General features: G+C 67.5%; 17 protein-coding genes and 1 tRNA gene. 6 read left to right on the plus strand and 12 right to left on the minus strand.

The features are described 5' to 3' along the window. The first annotated feature begins 72 nt into the window (after positions 1–72). Positions 73–2,097, plus strand: coding sequence for a CocE/NonD family hydrolase (locus DFO68_RS00420; protein WP_133480972.1), 2,025 nt, complete (start codon positions 73–75; stop codon positions 2,095–2,097). An 8-nt stretch (positions 2,098–2,105) separates the two neighbouring features. Here DFO68_RS00420 and bioA read toward each other — a convergent pair whose 3' ends face one another. From bioA to bioB, 7 genes are all read right to left on the minus strand, one after another. Beyond that, positions 2,106–3,392, minus strand: coding sequence for an adenosylmethionine--8-amino-7-oxononanoate transaminase (gene bioA / locus DFO68_RS00425; protein ID WP_133480974.1), 1,287 nt, complete (start codon positions 3,390–3,392; stop codon positions 2,106–2,108). A 105-nt stretch (positions 3,393–3,497) separates the two neighbouring features. Further along, positions 3,498–3,582: transfer RNA gene (locus tag DFO68_RS00430), tRNA-Leu, on the minus strand. A gap of 44 nt (positions 3,583–3,626) precedes the next feature. Next, positions 3,627–4,340 (minus strand): dethiobiotin synthase, encoded by a 714-nt coding sequence (gene bioD / locus DFO68_RS00435; protein WP_133480976.1) that lies wholly within the window; start codon positions 4,338–4,340, stop codon positions 3,627–3,629. Position 4,341: 1 nt separating this feature from the next. Beyond that, positions 4,342–5,154, minus strand: a complete 813-nt coding sequence (locus tag DFO68_RS00440; RefSeq protein ID WP_133480978.1) for a methyltransferase domain-containing protein — start codon at positions 5,152–5,154, stop codon at positions 4,342–4,344. Continuing rightward, positions 5,151–5,882, minus strand: coding sequence for an alpha/beta fold hydrolase (locus DFO68_RS00445; protein ID WP_133480980.1), 732 nt, complete (start codon positions 5,880–5,882; stop codon positions 5,151–5,153). Before DFO68_RS00445 ends, DFO68_RS00440 begins: the two co-directional genes overlap by 4 nt. Further along, positions 5,879–7,051 carry an 8-amino-7-oxononanoate synthase gene (gene bioF, locus DFO68_RS00450; protein WP_133480982.1) on the minus strand — a complete coding sequence of 391 codons (1,173 nt, stop codon included), beginning with the start codon at positions 7,049–7,051 and terminating at the stop codon, positions 5,879–5,881. The genes DFO68_RS00445 and bioF overlap by 4 nt, the downstream gene beginning before the upstream one ends. A 6-nt stretch (positions 7,052–7,057) precedes the next feature. Beyond that, positions 7,058–8,188 carry a biotin synthase BioB gene (bioB, locus tag DFO68_RS00455; RefSeq protein ID WP_133480984.1) on the minus strand — a complete coding sequence of 377 codons (1,131 nt, stop codon included), beginning with the start codon at positions 8,186–8,188 and terminating at the stop codon, positions 7,058–7,060. Positions 8,189–8,258: 70 nt separating this feature from the next. Here bioB and DFO68_RS00460 point away from each other — a divergent pair, with 70 nt between their 5' ends. Both DFO68_RS00460 and DFO68_RS00465 read left to right on the plus strand, forming a co-directional pair. Further along, complete coding sequence (locus DFO68_RS00460) at positions 8,259–8,975, plus strand: ComF family protein (RefSeq protein ID WP_243726370.1); 717 nt, start codon at positions 8,259–8,261, stop codon at positions 8,973–8,975. 47 nt (positions 8,976–9,022) lie between these two features. Further along, on the plus strand, positions 9,023–10,009 hold the full coding sequence (locus DFO68_RS00465; protein WP_133480986.1) for a serine/threonine protein kinase: 987 nt from the start codon (positions 9,023–9,025) through the stop codon (positions 10,007–10,009). Between the two features lie 87 nt (positions 10,010–10,096). Here DFO68_RS00465 and DFO68_RS00470 read toward each other — a convergent pair whose 3' ends face one another. Beyond that, on the minus strand, positions 10,097–10,648 hold the full coding sequence (locus tag DFO68_RS00470) for a hypothetical protein (protein ID WP_133480988.1): 552 nt from the start codon (positions 10,646–10,648) through the stop codon (positions 10,097–10,099). Positions 10,649–10,926: 278 nt separating this feature from the next. Between DFO68_RS00470 and folE the strand changes: the two genes are divergently transcribed. The 3 genes from folE to DFO68_RS00485 all read left to right on the plus strand — a co-directional run bounded on the left by folE (position 10,927) and on the right by DFO68_RS00485 (position 13,483). After that, the gene (gene folE, locus DFO68_RS00475) at positions 10,927–11,484 is read left to right on the plus strand and encodes a GTP cyclohydrolase I FolE (protein WP_133480990.1); all 558 of its coding nucleotides are present in this window, start codon (positions 10,927–10,929) and stop codon (positions 11,482–11,484) included. 19 nt (positions 11,485–11,503) lie between these two features. Next, a complete protein-coding gene (gene folX, locus DFO68_RS00480; protein ID WP_133480992.1) occupies positions 11,504–11,914 on the plus strand; it encodes a dihydroneopterin triphosphate 2'-epimerase in 411 nt (136 codons plus the stop codon). 111 nt (positions 11,915–12,025) lie between these two features. After that, a complete protein-coding gene (locus tag DFO68_RS00485) occupies positions 12,026–13,483 on the plus strand; it encodes an NAD-dependent succinate-semialdehyde dehydrogenase (RefSeq protein ID WP_133480994.1) in 1,458 nt (485 codons plus the stop codon). Between the two features lie 154 nt (positions 13,484–13,637). On the opposite strand, the gene purH is transcribed toward DFO68_RS00485, so the two are convergent. The 4 genes from purH to prmA form a co-directional block, all read right to left on the minus strand. After that, complete coding sequence (purH, locus tag DFO68_RS00490) at positions 13,638–15,218, minus strand: bifunctional phosphoribosylaminoimidazolecarboxamide formyltransferase/IMP cyclohydrolase (RefSeq protein WP_133480996.1); 1,581 nt, start codon at positions 15,216–15,218, stop codon at positions 13,638–13,640. Between the two features lie 34 nt (positions 15,219–15,252). Next, entirely contained in the window at positions 15,253–15,591 is a 339-nt protein-coding gene (gene fis, locus DFO68_RS00495; RefSeq protein WP_133480998.1) for a DNA-binding transcriptional regulator Fis, read from the minus strand. Continuing rightward, positions 15,588–16,646: a tRNA dihydrouridine synthase DusB gene (gene dusB / locus DFO68_RS00500; RefSeq protein WP_133480999.1), complete on the minus strand. Its 1,059-nt coding sequence runs from the start codon at positions 16,644–16,646 to the stop codon at positions 15,588–15,590. Before dusB ends, fis begins: the two co-directional genes overlap by 4 nt. 81 nt (positions 16,647–16,727) lie before the next feature. Then, the gene (gene prmA, locus DFO68_RS00505) at positions 16,728–17,636 is read right to left on the minus strand and encodes a 50S ribosomal protein L11 methyltransferase (RefSeq protein ID WP_133481001.1); all 909 of its coding nucleotides are present in this window, start codon (positions 17,634–17,636) and stop codon (positions 16,728–16,730) included. Positions 17,637–17,812 lie beyond the last annotated feature (176 nt).

Genomic DNA, 17,812 nt, shown 5'->3' on the forward strand with positions numbered 1-17,812 from the left:
GCCGGAGCCAAGACGCCCGGACCGCCCCCGGGCGTCGAGAACAATGGAGCGGATATCGCGGAGGAGAGCGCCATGCGTGTCGTTACCGACTTTCCCCATAGTGTCGTGTGTCATGATCCCGTCTGGATTCCCATGGCCGACGGTATCGAACTCAATGCTCGGCTGTGGTTGCCGGAAGGGGCCGAGGCCTCGCCGGTGCCGGCTATCCTCGAGTACATTCCCTACCGTCTGCGCGACGGCTCCGCGGCGCGCGATATCATGCACCATCACTATTTTGCCGGCCACGGCTATGCGTCGATCCGCGTCGACATACGCGGTAGCGGCGACTCCGGGGGCGTGCTCACCGACGAGTACCTGGAGGAAGAGCTGGTGGACGGTGAGGCGATCCTGCGATGGCTGGCCGACCAGCCCTGGTGCGATGGCAACGTCGGCATGATCGGCATCTCCTGGGGCGGCTTCAACGGCCTGCAGCTGGCGGCCCGTCGCCCGCCCGAGCTCAAGGCGGTGGTCAGCGTCTGCTCCACCGATGATCGCTACGCCGACGATGTGCATTATATGGGGGGCTGTCTGCTGGGTGACAACCTCTCCTGGGCCTCGACCATGTTCGCCTATAACTCGCTGCCCCCGGACCCCACGGTAGTGGGCGATCGCTGGCGCGAAATGTGGCGAGAGCGCCTCGAAGGCAGTGGTCTGTGGCTCGCCACCTGGCTGGCGCATCAACACCGCGATAGCTACTGGCAGCACGGCTCCATCTGCGAGGACTTCTCGGCGGTCGAGGTGCCGGTGCTGGCCGTCAGCGGCTGGGCAGACGGCTATTCCAATTCGGTCAAGCGCCTGGTCGAGCACCTGCCGGGACGCTGCAAGGGATTGATCGGACCCTGGAGCCACAAGTATCCCCATCTCGGTGAGCCGGGGCCGGCCATCGGCTTCCTGCAGGAGTGCCTGCGCTGGTGGGGGCAGTACCTCAAGGGCCAGGAACACGGTGTGGAAGATGATCCGGCGCTGCGTGAATGGATGCAGGAAAGCATGCCGCCGACCACTCGCTACGGCTGCCGGCCGGGCCGCTGGGTAAGCGAGCCAAGCTGGCCCTCGCCGAACATTCGCTCCTGGCGACTGCCACTGGCACCGGGACGCCTGTGCCTCGACGGGCTTCCCCCCGACCAGGAGAGTTCCCTCACCGTGCAGTCCCCGCTGACCTGCGGCTTGTTCGCCGGCAAGTGGTGCTCCTATGCGGCGGGTCCCGACCTCGCCCACGACCAGCGCGAGGAGGATGGCGGGGCCCTGGTCTTCGAGACGCCGCCATTGGAGGAGACACTGGAGATCATGGGCGCGCCCCGGGTCACGCTGTCGCTCGCCGCCGACCGGCCCGTGGCCATGGTGGCAGCGCGCCTCTCTGACGTGGCCCCCGACGACAAGGCCACACGGGTGACCTATGGATTGCTTAATCTGACCCATCGCGACAGCCATGCGGCGCCCTCCGCACTGGAGCCCGGCCGCCGCTATCGCGTGCAGGTTAAGCTCAATGACATTGCTCAGGTCTTTCCCCGTGGGCACCGATTGCGCCTGTCGCTCTCCACCTCCTACTGGCCGTTGGCCTGGCCCTCGCCGGAGTCCGTGCGCCTGACGATCTTCGACCGTGAGAGCGAGCTGGAACTGCCGGTGCGTCCGCCACGGCCCGAGGAGGAGGCACCTCTCGCTTTCGAGGAACCGGAAGCCGCGCCGAGCCTCGAGACCACGATCCTCGAGTCCGGCCATCACAACTGGTATGTCCATCGTGACCTGGCCGCTGACGTCTCGACCCTGGAGGTGATCAACGACAACGGGCTCAAGCGTCTGGAGGAGAGTGGGCTGGAAGTGGGGGTATGCGCCGTGGAGCGCTACCGCTCGCGCGACGACGACTTCGATTCCCTCGAGGGGGAGACGCGCTGGGATCGCTCGCTGGCGCGTGGCGACTGGAAGGTGCATACCGTGACGCGTACCGTGCTGACGTCCGATGCCCAGAGCTTCCACCTGCACGCGACCCTGGATGCCTATGAGGACGAGCGTCGGGTCTACTCCCGCAACTGGGATATCGCCATCCCGCGCCGGCTGGTATAGTCGTTCGTTCAGCGCATCAGGAACCAGCCCTTCATCACCTCGGTGATGCGGCGCATGTCGTCCTCGGCGGTGATGTAGGCTGGCATGGTATAGAGCCAGCGGCCGATGGGGCGCAGCCAGACGCCCCGCTCACGGGCCCAGTCGCCCACACCGGCCAGTTCACCCGCGGCGTGGGCCTCGATCACCGCGGTGGCGCCCAGTACCCGCACGTCGGACACCGCCGGATGTGCCCTGAGCGCCTCGTCGGCCAGCAATTCCTTCTGCAGTACTCGGTTGAGCGCGGCGATCCTGCTCAGGTAATCCTCCTCTTCGAACACCGCCAGGCTCTCCAGGGCCACCCGGCAGGCCAGCGGGTTGCCCATGAAGGTGGGGCCGTGCAGGAAGGCGTGCTCGGGCGAGTCACCGATGAAGGCGTCATGCACCCGGTCGTTGGCCAGCGTCGCCGCGTGGCCCAGATATCCCCCGGTGAGTCCCTTGGAGAGCACCATGATGTCCGGCGTGACCTCGGCGTGGTTGGCGGCGAACATCCGTCCGGTACGGCCGAAGCCGGTGGCCACCTCGTCGAACACCAGCAGTACGTCGAACTCGTCGCACAGCCGTCGCGCTCCCTGTAGATAGTGGGGCGAGGTCATGTTCAGCCCGCCGGCGGCCTGCAGCAGCGGCTCCATCAGCAGCGCCGCGATCGCGTGGTGGTGGCGCTCCAGCACCTCGCGCAGAGCGGCGAGGTCCGCCGCCACCGCCTCGGGCTCGGCATCGAAGGGTGCGGTGGGCGCTGGGGCGAAATGGTGCTGTGGCAGGTAGCCGGCAAACAGCGAGTGCATGCCCTCCTCGGGGTCGCAGACCGCCATGCAGCCGGCAGTATCCCCATGGTAGGCCTTCATCAGCGAGAGCAGCCGGTGCTTGCCGGGTTTGCCGCGCAGTTGGTGGTACTGCACGGCCATCTTCATGGCGACCTCCATACCCACCGAGCCGCTGTCGGAAAAGAAGACGTGGTTCAGTCCCTCGGGCGTAACGCGCACCAGCGCCCGGGCAAGGCGGTCGGCGGGTTCGTGGCTCAGCCCGCCGAGCATCACGTGGCAGAGTTCGCCGGCCTGTTCGCGGATCGCTGCCACCAGCCGCGGGTGGGCGTAGCCGTGGATCATGCACCACCAGGAGCAGGTGGCGTCAAGCAGCGTCTCGCCGCCTTCCAGGATGAAACGTGGTCCCTCGCCGCCGACTACCTTCGGCGCCGGGCGCTGGCTCTTGAGGTGGGCATAGGGGTGCCAGACGGGGGAGGGGGAGAGCGTCGATGACATCAGAGGGCTCCGTGGCAACGATGAAGCTTCATGACGGGCACGTGAAGACCCCGCGCATCTCGGGGAGATGACGGACACGAGCGTGTCGAGAAGGAAGAGAAATCATGGTGCGGATGGCGAGACTCGAACTCGCAAGCCCGGAGGCACCAGGACCTAAACCTGGCGTGTCTACCAATTCCACCACATCCGCACGGGCAGGCAGGCGACAATATTCTACGGACGCCCCGATACAAGTCAATGCGCATCGGGCAGCGCCAGGTAATCGGCGGCGGCCTGGGCCATAGCGGCTGGATCGTCGGCCGTCAGCCGCGGCAGAACGCCCAGGCAGGGCGCGGGCAGCATGGCCGCGAGGGTGGCCAGGTTGTCATGGTAGAGGGGCTCGTCGCTGACCGCATCGAAGGAGAGCCCGGGCTCCAGCAGGTTGCCCACCCAGCTCGCCAGGCGCAACCCGGACGCCACGACCGCCTCGGCGGTGAGCCGCGCATGGCTGATGCAGCCCAGGCGCAGGCCCACCACCAGGATCACCGGCAACCCGAGTCTCACGGCCAGGCCCGAGAGGTCATCGTGCTCGTTCAATGGCACCCGCCAGCCGCCGGCGCCCTCGATCAGGACCAGGTCGCGCCGCTCGGCCAGCAGCGGGCGGGCATGCTCGACCAGCTCATCGAGGGCCAGCGTCACCCCGGCCCGGCGGGCGGCCAGGTGTGGAGCGATGGGCGGGGCGAAGGCGAAGGGGTTGACTCTGTCGTACTCCACCACCGGCCGGGTCCGTGCCTGCAGCGCCAGGGCATCGGCGTTGCGCAGGCCCTGGGGCGTGGCCTCGCAGCCCGCGGCTACCGGCTTGAGGCCCAAGGTGGTCAGGCCGCGCCGTTGCGCCAGGGCCAGCAGGCCGCTGGTGACCAGGGTCTTGCCGGCGTCGGTGTCGGTGCCGGTGACGAAGTAGGCGCTCATCTCAGGCCTCCAGATTCAGGGTCAGTAGACGATAGGTGACGGGCAGCCCCTCGGGCTCGCGCCATGTCTCGTAGCGGCGCGCCGCCCACGCCAGGTCGGCACGGGTGAGCCGTCCCCCGGGCCGCGATGGCTGGGCGCCGATGCCCTTGATGGAGGCCATCACCGCGGCGAGGTCGGGATAGTGGAAGCGCAGTGCACGTTCTTGGCAGTCGAGGCTATGAAAGCCCGCCGCTCGGGCGGCGCGCCGGTGGCAGGCGGCGTCGCGGAAGGCCAGCAGGCCGGCGGGCGGGTCGGGGCGCGACCAGGCCTGGCCGACCTCGGCCAGGGTCCCGGGTCCCAGGGTGTTGATCAGCACCCGGCCACCCGGGCGCAGGACGCGGCGAAGCTCGGCCATCACGGCCTCGAGGTCCGGGCACCACTGGATCGCCAGGTTGGAGACCACCAGGTCCTGGCTGGTATCCCCTAATGGCAGAGCGGCGGCATCGGCGCACAGCCAGCAGGCCGCCTCGCCATGGGTATGACGGGCTACCTCGAGCATGCCCGGGGCCCGGTCCAGGCCGATGACCGTGCAGCCGGCACCGAAGTGACCGGCCAGGGACGCGGTCATCTCGCCCGGCCCGCAGCCCAGGTCCAGCACCCGCTCGGCATGCTCGGGCAGGTGCGCCAGAAGCGGCTCGGCCATGATCCGCTGGGCGATGGCGCGCTCGGCATAGCGCGGGGCGGCGCGTGAGAAGGCGCGCGCCACCCGGGCCTGCCAGTCATCTCCCTGTGGGGCGAGAGGTGTGGCAGGGGCGGTGAGCGGCAGGGTACTCATGACGCGCTCACCCCGGCGATGCCGGCCAGGCAGGCGGCCAGCGATGCCGGCTGGCTGAGCATCGGGCAGTGGCCGGCCTCGATCAGACGCTGGTCGGCGCTCTCGCGCAGCGCCGGCGCGAGCAGCGGGTCGCGTACTCCCGCGACGCGCCATACCGGGCAGGGCGCGCGGGCCAGTCGCTCGCCGTTATCGAGCTCGGCGAGCTGGTCGAGCCCCGTGGCCAGGGTGGCGGGGTCGGTGCCGCTCAGCCTATCGCCACCGCCATCGCCGAGCAGCGCACGCAGCTGTCGGTGGGCGGAGCGCGGGTCGGGCTCGCCGGCCAGCTGCCAGCGCAGGAAGTGGCGGTGGGTCGCCTCCGGGGCACGGGCGAAGGCCTGGCGGAAGACGCTGAGCTGCGTTTCCGGAATGCCCGCTGGATGGCAGAAGCTCTCCCCGACACCGAGCAGTACCACAGCCCGCGGCGCGGGCAGGTGATCGAGCAGGGCGGTGGCGAGCAGCCCGCCCAGTGACCAGCCCACCCAGACGGCGTCCGCCGGCAGGTCGTTGCCCATGGCATCGGCCAGCTCGGCCAGCTCGGCCAGGCTGCCGGGCTCCGCCAGCGGTGGGCGGACCCCGTAACCGGGCCAGTCGGGGGCGCTGATCGCAAGCCCTTCGGGCCAGTATTCGGCCAGCGGCTGCCAGAGTCGGGCATCGCAGCCCCAGCCGGAGAGCAGCACCAGGCGCGTCATGGCCCTGCCTCCTCGCCTGCCAGGGACTCCCGGGCCCGGCAGTCGGCCAGTCCCTCAAGCAGGGCCTCCAGGTCGGCATCGGTATGGGCGGCACTCAGGGTGATGCGCAGTCGCGCCTGGCCGCGGGGCACCGTGGGCTCGCGGATTGCGCCGACCATAATCCCGCGCTCGGCCAGCCGCGTCGCCCAGCGCATCACCCGCTCGCTGTCACCCAGCACCAGCGGCTGGATCGGCGTGGTGGAGGCGGCCAGCGGCAGCCCCAGGGTGGTGGCCTCGAGGCGGAAGCGCGCGATCAGGGTGGCCAGACGGGTGCGACGTTCGGGTTCGGCCTCGAGCAGTTCCAGGGCTTTCAGGGTGGCCGCGGCCACGCCGGGCGGCTGGGCGGTGGTGTAAACATAGGGGCGGGCGAACTGGATCAAGTGCTCGACTAGAGCCTGGCTGCCCGCCACGAAGGCGCCGGCGGAGCCCAGCGCCTTGCCGAGCGTGCCGACCAGCACCGGGACCCGCTCGACGCCATGGGCGCGGCCCACGCAGCCATCACCGATCTCGCCCAGCACGCCCAAGCCGTGGGCATCGTCGACCATCAGCCAGGCCCCATGGCTGGCGCTGATCGCGGCCAGCGCGGCGATATCGGCCACATCGCCATCCATGCTGAACACCCCGTCGCTGACCACCAGCCGGCGCCCATCGTGGGGGGCGCGGGCGAGCAGCCGTTCGAGGTCCCCCAGGTCGCCATGGTGGAAGCGCCGCGAGCGGGCCCCGGCGAGCCGGGCGCCATCGAGCAGCGAGGCGTGGTTCAGGCGGTCCTGGAACACCCGGGTGTCGGGGTCGCAAAGCGCCTGCAGCGTGCCAAGGTTGGCCATGTAACCGGTGGAGAACAGCAGCGCCGCTGGCCGGCCGGTGAGCGCAGCCAGGCGTGCCTCCAGGGCCTCGTGCACCGCGAGGTGGCCGCTGACCAGATGCGAGGCTCGCCCACCGGCGCCCAGGCGCCTCGCACCCGCGGCCTGGGCCTCGGCCAGGCGCGGGTCACCGGCCAGCCCCAGGTAGTCGTTGCCGGCGAAATCATGGCATCCGTCGCTCGGGTGACGGGTGCGGCGATGGCGCCAGCGCCCGGTGTGGCGCTGCTTCACGGCTCGCTCGGCGATATACGTGCTCCAGGCATCCTGCATGGTGGTTCAGGCTCGGCTGGCGTCGTAGGCGAGCCGGCTGGCCTCGGTGTCCAGCGCCGTCGCGGCCTGGCGCACGGCACTGGCGTCAAGCGCGGCCTCCAGTTCGGCCTGCTGACGGGCGTCGTCGCTGCAGGTCTCGCGTCTTTCGGGATGCAGGCTCAGCTTGGCGAACAGCGCGCGGTCCTGTTCCGCCTGGGGGTTGGCCGTGGTCAACAGCTGGTCGCCATAGAAGATCGAGTTGGCCCCGGCCAGGAAGGCCAGCGCCTGGGTGGAGTCGCTCATCTGCTCGCGACCGGCGGAGAGGCGCACGTGGCTTGCCGGCATCAGGATGCGGGCCACGGCGATGGCGCGGATGAAGACGATGGGGTCGAGGTCCTCCACGTCCTCGAGCGGGGTGCCGGGCACCTTGACCAGCATGTTGATCGGCACCGACTCCGGGTGCGGCTGCAGGCGGACCAGCTGCTGAAGCAAGGCGGCGCGGTCACGGGGGGCCTCACCCATGCCCAGGATGCCGCCGGAGCACACCTTCATGCCGGCCTCGCGCACCTTGCCCAGGGTCGCCAGACGATCGGCGTAGGTGCGGGTGGTAATGATCTCGCCGTAGTACTCCGGCGAGGTGTCGAGGTTGTGGTTGTAGTAATCGAGCCCGGCCGCGGCCAGGCGGCCGGCCTGAGCGCTGTCGACCATCCCCAGGGTCATGCAGGTCTCCAGTCCCAGCGACTTGACCCGACGCACCATCTCCAGCACCACGTCGAGATCCCGTTCTCGCGGGCTCTTCCAGGCCGCGCCCATGCAGAAGCGGCTGGCGCCGGCCTCGCGGGCGGCCCGGGCCTGCTCGACCACCTTCTCGACCGCCAGCAGCTTCTCCTTGCCCAGGCCAGTGTTGTAGTGCCCGGACTGGGGGCAGTACTTGCAGTCCTCGGGGCAGGCACCGGTCTTGATGGAGAGCAAGGTGGAGACCTGCACGGCGTTGGGGTCGAAGTGGGCTCGGTGGACCTGCTGGGCCTGGAACAGCAGGTCGTTGAAGGGCTGCGCGAAGAGCGCCTCGATCTCCGCGAGGGACCAGTCGTGGCGGATCTCGCCTGGTGGGGCTAGGGTCTGGGAAGCGGCGCGGGATTCGTGGGAAGCAGGGTGCATGGGGGTCTCGCTTATGGTCAACTTTATGTATATGTCCAGGTTGACGGATAGCCTACGGCGTGCGCCGGCCATGTCAACCCTGGTACGCAACAAGGTTGACGGATGGTTGGCTCAGGCACTGCCCGGGCGTTGCGTCTTCTGCCTGGCCGCGTTGCCCAGTGAGCACCCCTGGTGCGAGGCCTGCTTCACCGAGCTGCCCTGGAACCTGCCGGCCTGCCCTGTGTGTGCCGAGCCACAGCCGGGTGCTGCGCGGGGTCGCCGCTGTGGCCATTGCCTGCGTCGTCCGCCGGCCTTCGACCGGGCCTGGGTGCCACTGTATTACGACGCCGAGGTGGCGAGCCTGGTGCAACGCTTCAAGTTCGACGCTTCACCGCGCGCCGGTCGTGTCCTGCTGGAGTTGATGGTGGTGGGCTTGCCACCAGCGGCGCGAAGCTGGCCCGAGGCGCTGGTACCGGTTCCCCTGCATCCGCGACGGGCCCGGGAGCGGGGCTTCGACCAGGCGCGCTGGCTGGCCGCCCGTCTCGGCCGGGAGCTGGGCCGCCCCCTGGCGCGGGCGCAGCGTGAGCGCGATACCCGCACCCAGCGCGGCCTGGATCGTGGCGAGCGGCGACGCAACCTGCGCGGCGCTTTTGGCCTCCCCGCCGGCCTGCCGAGGCGGGTGGCGCTGGTGGATGACGTGATGACCACCGGGGCGACGTTTGACACCCTGGCCATGGCCTGTCGCCAGGCCGGCGCCGAAGAGGTGCAGGCTTGGGCGGTGGCCCGGACACCACCGGGCAGGCATTGACGGTGGCTTACCTGTTAGCATAAGCCTCTCGACACATCGGAGCCGCCATGGACACCACCTCTCATCCCTTCGCCCAGCTCTCGCCCGCCCGGGTGGTGGCGGCGGTGGAGTCGCTCGGCTTCTGGCTGCCCGGGGAGCCCTTCGCCCTCAACAGCTACGAGAACCGGGTCTTCATGGTGCACGATGAGGAGCGCCACCGCTGGGTGGTGAAGTTCTATCGTCCCGAGCGCTGGACGGATGCTCAGATCCGCGAGGAGCACGACTTCCTGGCCGAGCTTGCCGCGGCCGAGGTGGCGGTGGCCGCCCCTTGGCGCGACGCGGCGGGCGAGAGCCTGCACCGGGCCGAGGGCTTTCGCTTCACGCTCTTCCCGCACCTGCCGGGGCAGGCGCCAGAGCTCGAGGATCCGGCACAACTGTTTGCCTTGGGCGAGTTGATCGGCGCAGTACATGCGGTCGGCGAGCGGGGGCGCTTTGTCCATCGGCGGGCGCTGGACCTGGATGGCATGGTGCTCGAAGCCCGTGACAAGGTGCTGGCAAGCCGCTGGCTCAACCGCTACCAGCGCCGGGCCTACGAGCGCATCACCGCGGCACTGCATCAGCGCCTCGCCGCCCATGCCTGGCCCACCGAGCAGGCGATCCGCGTGCAGGGCGACTGCCATATCGGCAACATTCTCGGCCGCGACGAGCACTTTGCCCTGGTCGATTTCGATGATTGTCTGATGGCCCCGGCGATTCAGGACTTGTGGATGCTGTTCACGGCACAGGAGGAGGGGGAGCGCCAGATGCAGCTTTCCGAGGTGGCTGAGGGCTACGAGCAGCATCGCAACTTCGAGCGTAGCGAATTGGTGCTGGTGGAGCCGCTGCGCACCCTGCGCCTGCTGCGCCACAGCGCCTGGCTGGTGGAGCGCTGGGATGACCCCGCCTTTCCTCCGGCGTTTCCCTGGCTGGCCGATGCCGGCTACTGGGACGGTCACCTACGCATGCTCGAGCAGCAGCGCCAGGCCCTGGAGGCCAGGCCTCGCTGGTTGGCCTGAGCGCTACGCAGGCGCACATGGCGCGAAAAGCCGCTTTGCAGGAGCTGGACGCATCCCGGCTGCCTTGGGCAGCGGCCGGGGTGGCGCTCAGTCGGTGTCGGGGTCCGGCCTAGTGGCGGGAATCGGATTGGCCACGCCCTCGCCCTGGGCCTGGCGACGCTGTTCGTTGAGCTTGGCGGCAGGATTTTCCTGCTGCTCGAGGGCCAGATCGCTGGCCAGGCGCAGCTGGAAGGTCTGCTCCGGAGTCAGACGACAGCTGCCCTCCTGGCAGGCCGCGAGTCCGAAGTTGCCGTCGCTATCGTAGGCGGCAGCCGATATCTCGCCGCTGTAGATTTCGCTCTCGCTGCCGTCGGTCTCGATGCAGGTCAGCGCGTTGGTCGTCAGGCGGATTCGCCGGCCGTCTAGCCGGGCGTTAGCGACCATTACGCAGTATTGGGGAAGGGTATGAGAGGCGTGGCCGTCGGCCACCGGATGGAGGATCACATCATTGCGTTCCGGCGCCTGAGAAGACAGCGTCAACTCGTCGATGACCTGAGCATTGACGGTTGCATCGGCCGGCAGTTCGAGGGTATCGCTCAGGGCCGCGGTCGGCATTGCCAGGAGCGCGGCCATCAGCAGACAGGCATGGGATTTTATCATGTCGGGCTCTCGAGGGTGACTAGGGCACGGCTTAAGACACGTTATTTTATCACAGGGCGGCCCCGGCGGCAGCCGACGCGCGGCGCCAGGACGCGACATGATGTCACTGCCCGGGACTCGCCCCGCCTGCGTTCCCGGGCGTCATGCGCTAGAATGGTCTGTCCCGATACCCTTTTATTGTACGGATAAAAAAATATGTATATCTTCTGTACATAATTGTGATGGCCGGCCATCCATCAGAGACACAGCGGACACTGACATTGCCACGGGGCCTGACCATGACCGAAGAACTCGCCAATCACTACCGACGTATCATTCACGAACTGGGAGAGGATCCCGATCGTGAAGGCCTGCGTGACACGCCCAAGCGTGCCGCCAAGGCGATGCAGTTCCTTAATCGTGGCTACGCCCAGTCGCTGGAGGAGATCGTCAACGGCGCGGTGTTCGAGTCCGAGACCGACGAGATGGTGCTGGTCAAGGATATCGAGCTCTACTCCATGTGCGAACACCACTTGCTGCCGTTCATCGGCAAGTGTCATATCGCCTACTTGCCCAGTGGCAAGGTTATGGGGCTCTCCAAGTTTGCGCGCATTGTCGACATGTACGCCCGGCGCATGCAGATCCAGGAGAACTTGACCCGCCAGATCGCTGAGGCGGTGCAGCGTGTCACCGAGGCGCATGGGGTCGCGGTGGTAATCGAGGCGCGCCATCTGTGCATGATGATGCGCGGGGTCGAGAAGCAGAACTCCAGCATGACCTCATCGGTGATGCTCGGTGCCTTCCGCGTGAAGCAGAGCACCCGCCAGGAGTTCCTCACCCTGGTCAGCGGCCGCTGATTCCCCAAGGAGTTCCGCCATGTCCATGCATGTTCTGGATGACCAGCACTTCGACCATGACCTCGCGACGATCCGCATCAAGAATCTGCGGCTGCGCACCCATATCGGCATCAAGGAAGATGAGATCAGGAATCGCCAGGATGTGGTGATCAATGCCGTGATTCGCTATCGTGCCGACAAGGCGGTTGAATTCAATCATATCGAGCAGGCGCTTAACTATCGCACCATCACTAAGCAGGTGATCGCACTGGTGGAGGATCACCGCTTCTTGTTGCTGGAGCGCATGACCCGTGAGGTGCTAGATCTGATCATGGGCCACGACCAGGTGCTGACCGCCCAGGTAGAGATCGACAAGCCGCATGCGCTGCGCTTCGCCGATTCGGTCTCCGTCACTCTTTCCGATTCCCGCGAGCCCCGCCGACCGCGTTGAGCGGTTCGCTTTCCTCACGATGACAGACCTCGATGCTTGGTACAGCGGGATGTTTGGCTTAGCATGGCAAGAGCAACCGACACCAGGCCGCCATCGCGGCAGGAGATGACCATGCAAGCCCTCAAGGAAACGCAGCTCTACTGTCCCTTTGCCTACATCGACGGCAGCTGGGTCGCCGCCGACAGCGGTGAGCAGATCAACGTCATCAACCCCGCGACCGGCGAGACCATGGGGGATGTGCCGCGCCTGGGCCGGGCCGAGACCGAGCGAGCCATCGCCGCGGCGGATTCCGCCCTGCCGGCGTGGCGTTCGCTGACGGCTCAGGAGCGCGCCGACATCCTGATGAAATGGCACGACCTGATGCTCGAGCATCAGGACGATCTGGCCATGATCATGACCTTCGAGCAGGGCAAGCCGCTCAAGGAGGCTGCCGGCGAGATCGTCTACGCGGCGAGTTTCCTGCGCTGGTTCGCCGAGGAGGGGCGCCGCATCTACGGCGAGACCATCCCCGCCGCCAAGCCCAACCAGCGCATCGTGGTCACCAAGCAGCCCGTTGGCGTGGTGGGCGCTATTACTCCTTGGAACTTCCCTGCGGCGATGATTACTCGTAAGGCGGGTGCCGCCCTGGCGGCCGGCTGCACTTTCGTGATCAAGCCAGCCAGCCAGACCCCGTTCTCGGCCACGGCGCTGGCCAAGCTGGCGGAGCGCGCCGGCGTGCCACGTGGTGTGTTCAACGTGGTGCCGGGACGCGCCTCCGAGATCGCCGCTGCCATGACCGAGTCATCGCTGGTGCGCAAGATCACCTTCACTGGTTCCACCGAGGTCGGTCGCCAGTTGATGGCCCATGCCTCCCAACACATCCAGAAGATCTCCCTGGAACTGGGCGGCAATGCCCCCTTTATCGTCTTCGAGGATGCCGACCTGGATGCTGCGGTGGAGGGCGCCATGGCCGCCAAGTTCCGCAACGCCGGTCAGACCTGCATATGCACCAACCGCTTCCTGGTTCAGTCCAGCGTCGTCAATGCCTTCTGCGAGAAGCTGGCGGTCGCCATGAACAGCGAACTCAAGGTCGGTGACGGCACCCAGGAGGGTGTCAACATCGGGCCGCTGATCGACGACAAGGCGGTGGCCAAGGTCAGCGAGCATGTCCATGACGCCGTGGATCAGGGCGCCGAACTGTTGCTGGGGGGGCATCCCCACCCGCTGGGCGGCAACTTCTTCAGCCCGACGCTGATCAGCTTCGCCAACGACCGCATGAAGGTGGCCCACGAGGAGACCTTCGGTCCGCTGGCGGCGGTGTTCCCCTTCGATGACGAGGAAGATGCCGTCAACATGGCCAACGACACCCAGTATGGCCTGGCCTCCTACTTCTATTCCCGAGATCTGGGACGCGTCTGGCGCGTCGCCGACGCCCTGGAGTACGGCATGGTAGGCATCAACACCGGGTTGATCTCCAACGCCGCCGCCCCCTTCGGCGGAGTCAAGGCCTCGGGCCTGGGGCGCGAGGGTGGCCATCAGGGGCTCGACGAGTTCCTGGAGACCAAGTACCTCTGCATCGATCTGGGCTGACCGGGTTCCGCCCGGAGCTTTAAGCCGTAAGCCCGAAGCTGGAAGAAAAACACCCCCGAAGGTTGCCCGACGGGGGTGTTGTGCTTACTGGGGTTGGTTCAAGCTGTCTTCCAGCTTCCAGCTTCCAGCTTCCAGCTCGCCGCAGGCGCAGTCGTCAGTGCTTGAAGTGGCGCATGCCGGTGAAGACCATGGCGATGCCGGCCTCGTTGGCGGCGTCGATTACCTCCTGGTCGCGCATCGAGCCGCCGGGCTGGATGACCGCCGCGATGCCGGCGGCGGCGGCGGCATCGATGCCGTCGCGGAAGGGGAAGAAGGCATCGCTTGCCATCACCGATCCGGGAACCGAGAGGCCTTCGTCGGCGGCCTTGATGCCGGCGATCTTCGCCGAGTAGACCCGGCTCATCTGACCGGCGCCCACGCCGATGGTCTGGCCGTTCTTGGCATAGACGATGGCATTGGACTTGACGTACTTGGCCACCTTCCAGGCGAAGGCCAGGTCGCGCATCTGCTGCTCGCTGGGCACTCGTTCAGTGACCACGCTCAGCTCGTCGCGACCAACCATGCCCAGGTCGCGGTCCTGCACCAGCAGGCCGCCGGTGATGCGCTTGAAGTCGTGGGCATGCTCGCGTTTGCCCGGCCACTTGGTACCGACGTCGAGCAGTCGCACGTTCTTCTTCTCGGCAATAATGGCAAGCGCCTCCTCGGCCACCCCGGGGGCGATGATCACCTCGACGAACTGGCGGTCGATGATCGCGCGAGCGGTCTCGGCGGTAAGCGCCACGTTGAAGGCGATGATCCCGCCGAAGGCGCTGGTCGGGTCGGTGGCGAAGGCCTTTTCATAGGCTTCCTTGGGGGTGGCACCCACCGCTACGCCGCAGGGATTGGCATGCTTGACGATCACGCAGGCGGTGTCGGTGAAGGCCTTGACACACTCGAAGGCGGCATCGGTATCGGCGACGTTATTGAAGGACAGCGCCTTGCCCTGCCACTGCATGGCGGTCGCTACGCCGGCCTCGCAGGCATCGGCTTCCACATACAAAGCGGCGCTCTGGTGGGGGTTCTCGCCATAGCGCATGGCCTGCTTCTTGTGGAACTGCAGGTTGTAGGTGCGCGGGAAGCCGTCCTCGCCACCGGGAACCCGTTGCCCGAGGTAGTCAGCGATGGCAGCGTCATAGGCAGCCGTATGCTCGAAAGCCTTGACCGCCAGGTTGAAGCGGGTCGCCTCACTCACGGCGCCGTCACCGGCAGCGATCTCGCCGAGCACGCGGGCATAGTCGCCGGCCTCCACTACGACGGTGGTGTGGGCATGATTCTTGGCACAGGCACGTATCAGGGTGGGACCACCGATATCGATGTTCTCGATGGCATCCTCGAGGCTACAGTCCGGGCGTGCCACAGTAGCCGCGAAGGGGTAGAGGTTGACCACCACCATATCGATGGGATCGATGCCATGCTCCGCCATCACCGTATCGTCCTGGCCGCGGCGGCTCAGGATGCCGCCGTGGATCTTGGGGTGAAGCGTCTTGACCCGGCCATCCATGATCTCAGGGAAGCCGGTGTGCGCGGAGACCTCGGTCACGTCGATGCCGCTCTCCTGAAGCAGGCGGAAGGTGCCACCGGTAGAAAGCAAGGCGACGCCTTGCTCGGCGAGTCGTCGGGCGAAGTCGACGATGCCGGTCTTGTCGGAGACGCTGATCAGGGCTCGGCGAACCGCGGTGGAGGTGGCGTGGGCCATGGAAGTCACTCTTCTGTCGAGGTAGGAAAGGAGGTCAGATCAGGCCATAGAGCTTGAGTTTCTTGCGCAGGGTTCCGCGATTGAGGCCGAGCATTTCGGCGGCGCGGGTCTGGTTGCCCTGAGCATGTTTGAGCACCGCAGCCAATAGCGGCGCTTCGACCTCGGCCATCACCATGGCGTAGAGGTCGGAGGCACTGCTGCCGTCAAGGTGATCGAAGTAGCGTATCAGCGAGGCTTCCACGGCCTCGCGCAGAGGGCGCTCGACCGCTATCTCCGATCGAGCGCCTTCGCTTAGCAAGTCGAGATCAGGGGAAGACCGGGCTTCCCGCTCGGGCTGCACGGTATTTTGATCAAAGGATTGACGGCTGGTCATGCGGCACAGACTCCATCCGGTGCCACGTCCCGAGCGATGCGACGGGGCGTCGCGGCAGGGTCGTGACGAAAGAGTTCATCGATGAAGCGACGCTGGGCATGGCGACTCTCCAGGCCGTTGAAGGTGGCCCGCAGGGCATGTTGCCCGGCGTCGTCGAAACGATCATCCCCGGCCAGGTACCAGCCGAGATGCTTGCGCGCGATGCGCACCCCCAGGTGCCTGCCGTAGAAGTCATGCAGGGCTGTCAGGTGGTCACGAAGAGCCTCGGCACGCTCCTTGTCGCTCGGCGGGGCAAGTCGCTGGCCATGGCGCAGGTAGTGGTCGATCTCGCGGAAGATCCAGGGGTTGCCCTGGGCGGCGCGGCCGACCATCACCGCATCCGCCCCCGTATAGTCGAGGACACGGGCGGCCTTGGCGGGAGACGCGATATCGCCGTTGGCGAATACCGGGATGCCTACGGCGGCCTTGATGGCGGCGATGGTCTCGTACTCCGCCTCGCCGCCATAGCGCTGCTGGCGATGGCGGCCATGCACGGCTAAAGCCTGGATACCGGTGTCCTCGGCGATGCGCGCGACCCGCACGCCGTTGTTGCTGTCGGCACACCAGCCGGTGCGGATCTTCAACGTCACCGGGATGTCCACCGCGGCGACCACCGCCTGGAGGATCTTGGCCACCACGACCTCGTCGCGCAGCAGGGCGGAGCCGGCGGCCTTGTTGCAGACCTTCTTGGCGGGGCAGCCCATGTTGATGTCGATGATCTCGGCGCCCATCGCGGCGTTGAGGCGCGCCGCCTCGGCGAGCATCTCCGCGTCGCCACCGGCTATCTGCACGCTGCGCGGGCCGGGCTCACCGCGATGGTCCATGCGCAGCCGCGACTTGCGGGTATGCCATAGGCGGGGGTCTGAGGTGACCATCTCGCCTACCACCAGGCCGGCGCCGAGGCGACGGCAGAGCATTCGGAACGGGCGGTCGGTGACCCCGGCCATGGGCGCCAGGATCACGCGGGTGGCCAGCAGGTGGCGGCCGATGCGGGGCAGAGGGCAAGAGTTGGACATGGTCAGGTCGCTGGCGTCAGGGGCTAAATATCATACGCCCCAGAGGAGGGCTGGTGAACCGCTACTCAAGGCGAAGGCCTGTCAGGGGCGTCGCCCGGGCAGCAGCACCCAGCCCTCGCGCGTCGTCGGTTCGTCCATCACCAGGCCCTGGTCGCGGTAGGCTCGCCGCACCTCCTCGGCCTGGCCCTCGAGGATCCCCGAGAGGGCCAGTCGGCCTCCCGGGGCCAGGCGGCCGGCGATCTCCTCGGCCATCGCCACCAGAGGGCCCGCCAGGATGTTGGCGACCACCAGCGCAAAGTTGCCTGCCTCGAGCTGCTCGGGGTAGCCGAGCCGCAGGTCGGCCTCGGTGACGCCGTTGCGCTCGGCGTTATCGCGGCTGGCCTGCAGCGCCTGGGGGTCGATGTCGGTAGCGGTGGCGTGTCGGGCACCCAGTTTGAGAGCGGCAATGGCCAGGATGCCCGAACCGCAGCCCACGTCGAGCACCGCTCGGTCCTGCAGTTCGCCGGCCACCGCCAGGCTGTCGAGCCAGGCCAGGCACAGCGCCGTGGTGGGGTGGGTGCCGGTGCCGAAAGCCAGCCCGGGGTCGAGCAGCAGGTTGACGGCGTCGGGTGCCGGCGGGGCGTGCCAGCTGGGCACGATCCACAGCCACTCGCCCATGCGTAGCGGCTGGAAGTCCACCATCCATTCACGCTCCCAGTCGCGGTCGGCCAACAGCTCAACCTCCACCTCGGGGCAGGGCTCCTGGGGAAATTCCACGGCCCAGGCCTGGCGTACCCGATCCAGCATCGCATCAATGCCCTCCAGGTCGTCGTAGAGGCCGCTGAGCAGCGTCTCGTCCCACAACGGGGTGGTGCCGCGCTCCGGTTCGAAGACCGGGTCGTCGAAGGCGTCCTGCAGGGTGATGGCGGTGGCGCCTTCGGCGAGCAGCAGTTCCTCGAGACACTCAGCGTGCTCAGGGGCAATGCGGGCCTTGAGTTGCAGCCAGGGCATGGGGCGTCCGTAATAGTTGGTGAGGAAGAAGGTGGGGGCTGGTGGAACGTGCAGGTGCCTCGGGGCTGATCTGGCGACAGGTTTGTTCGGGGGCGCTACCGACGCCATCCCTGGCGTAGAACCCCCTCTAAGCCTGCCCCGGCGCCCCTCGCTGCTGGCATAGGAGAGGCGTTCGG

Source organism: Halomonas ventosae (genome assembly GCF_004361885.1).
Classification (GTDB): domain Bacteria; phylum Pseudomonadota; class Gammaproteobacteria; order Pseudomonadales; family Halomonadaceae; genus Halomonas; species Halomonas ventosae_C.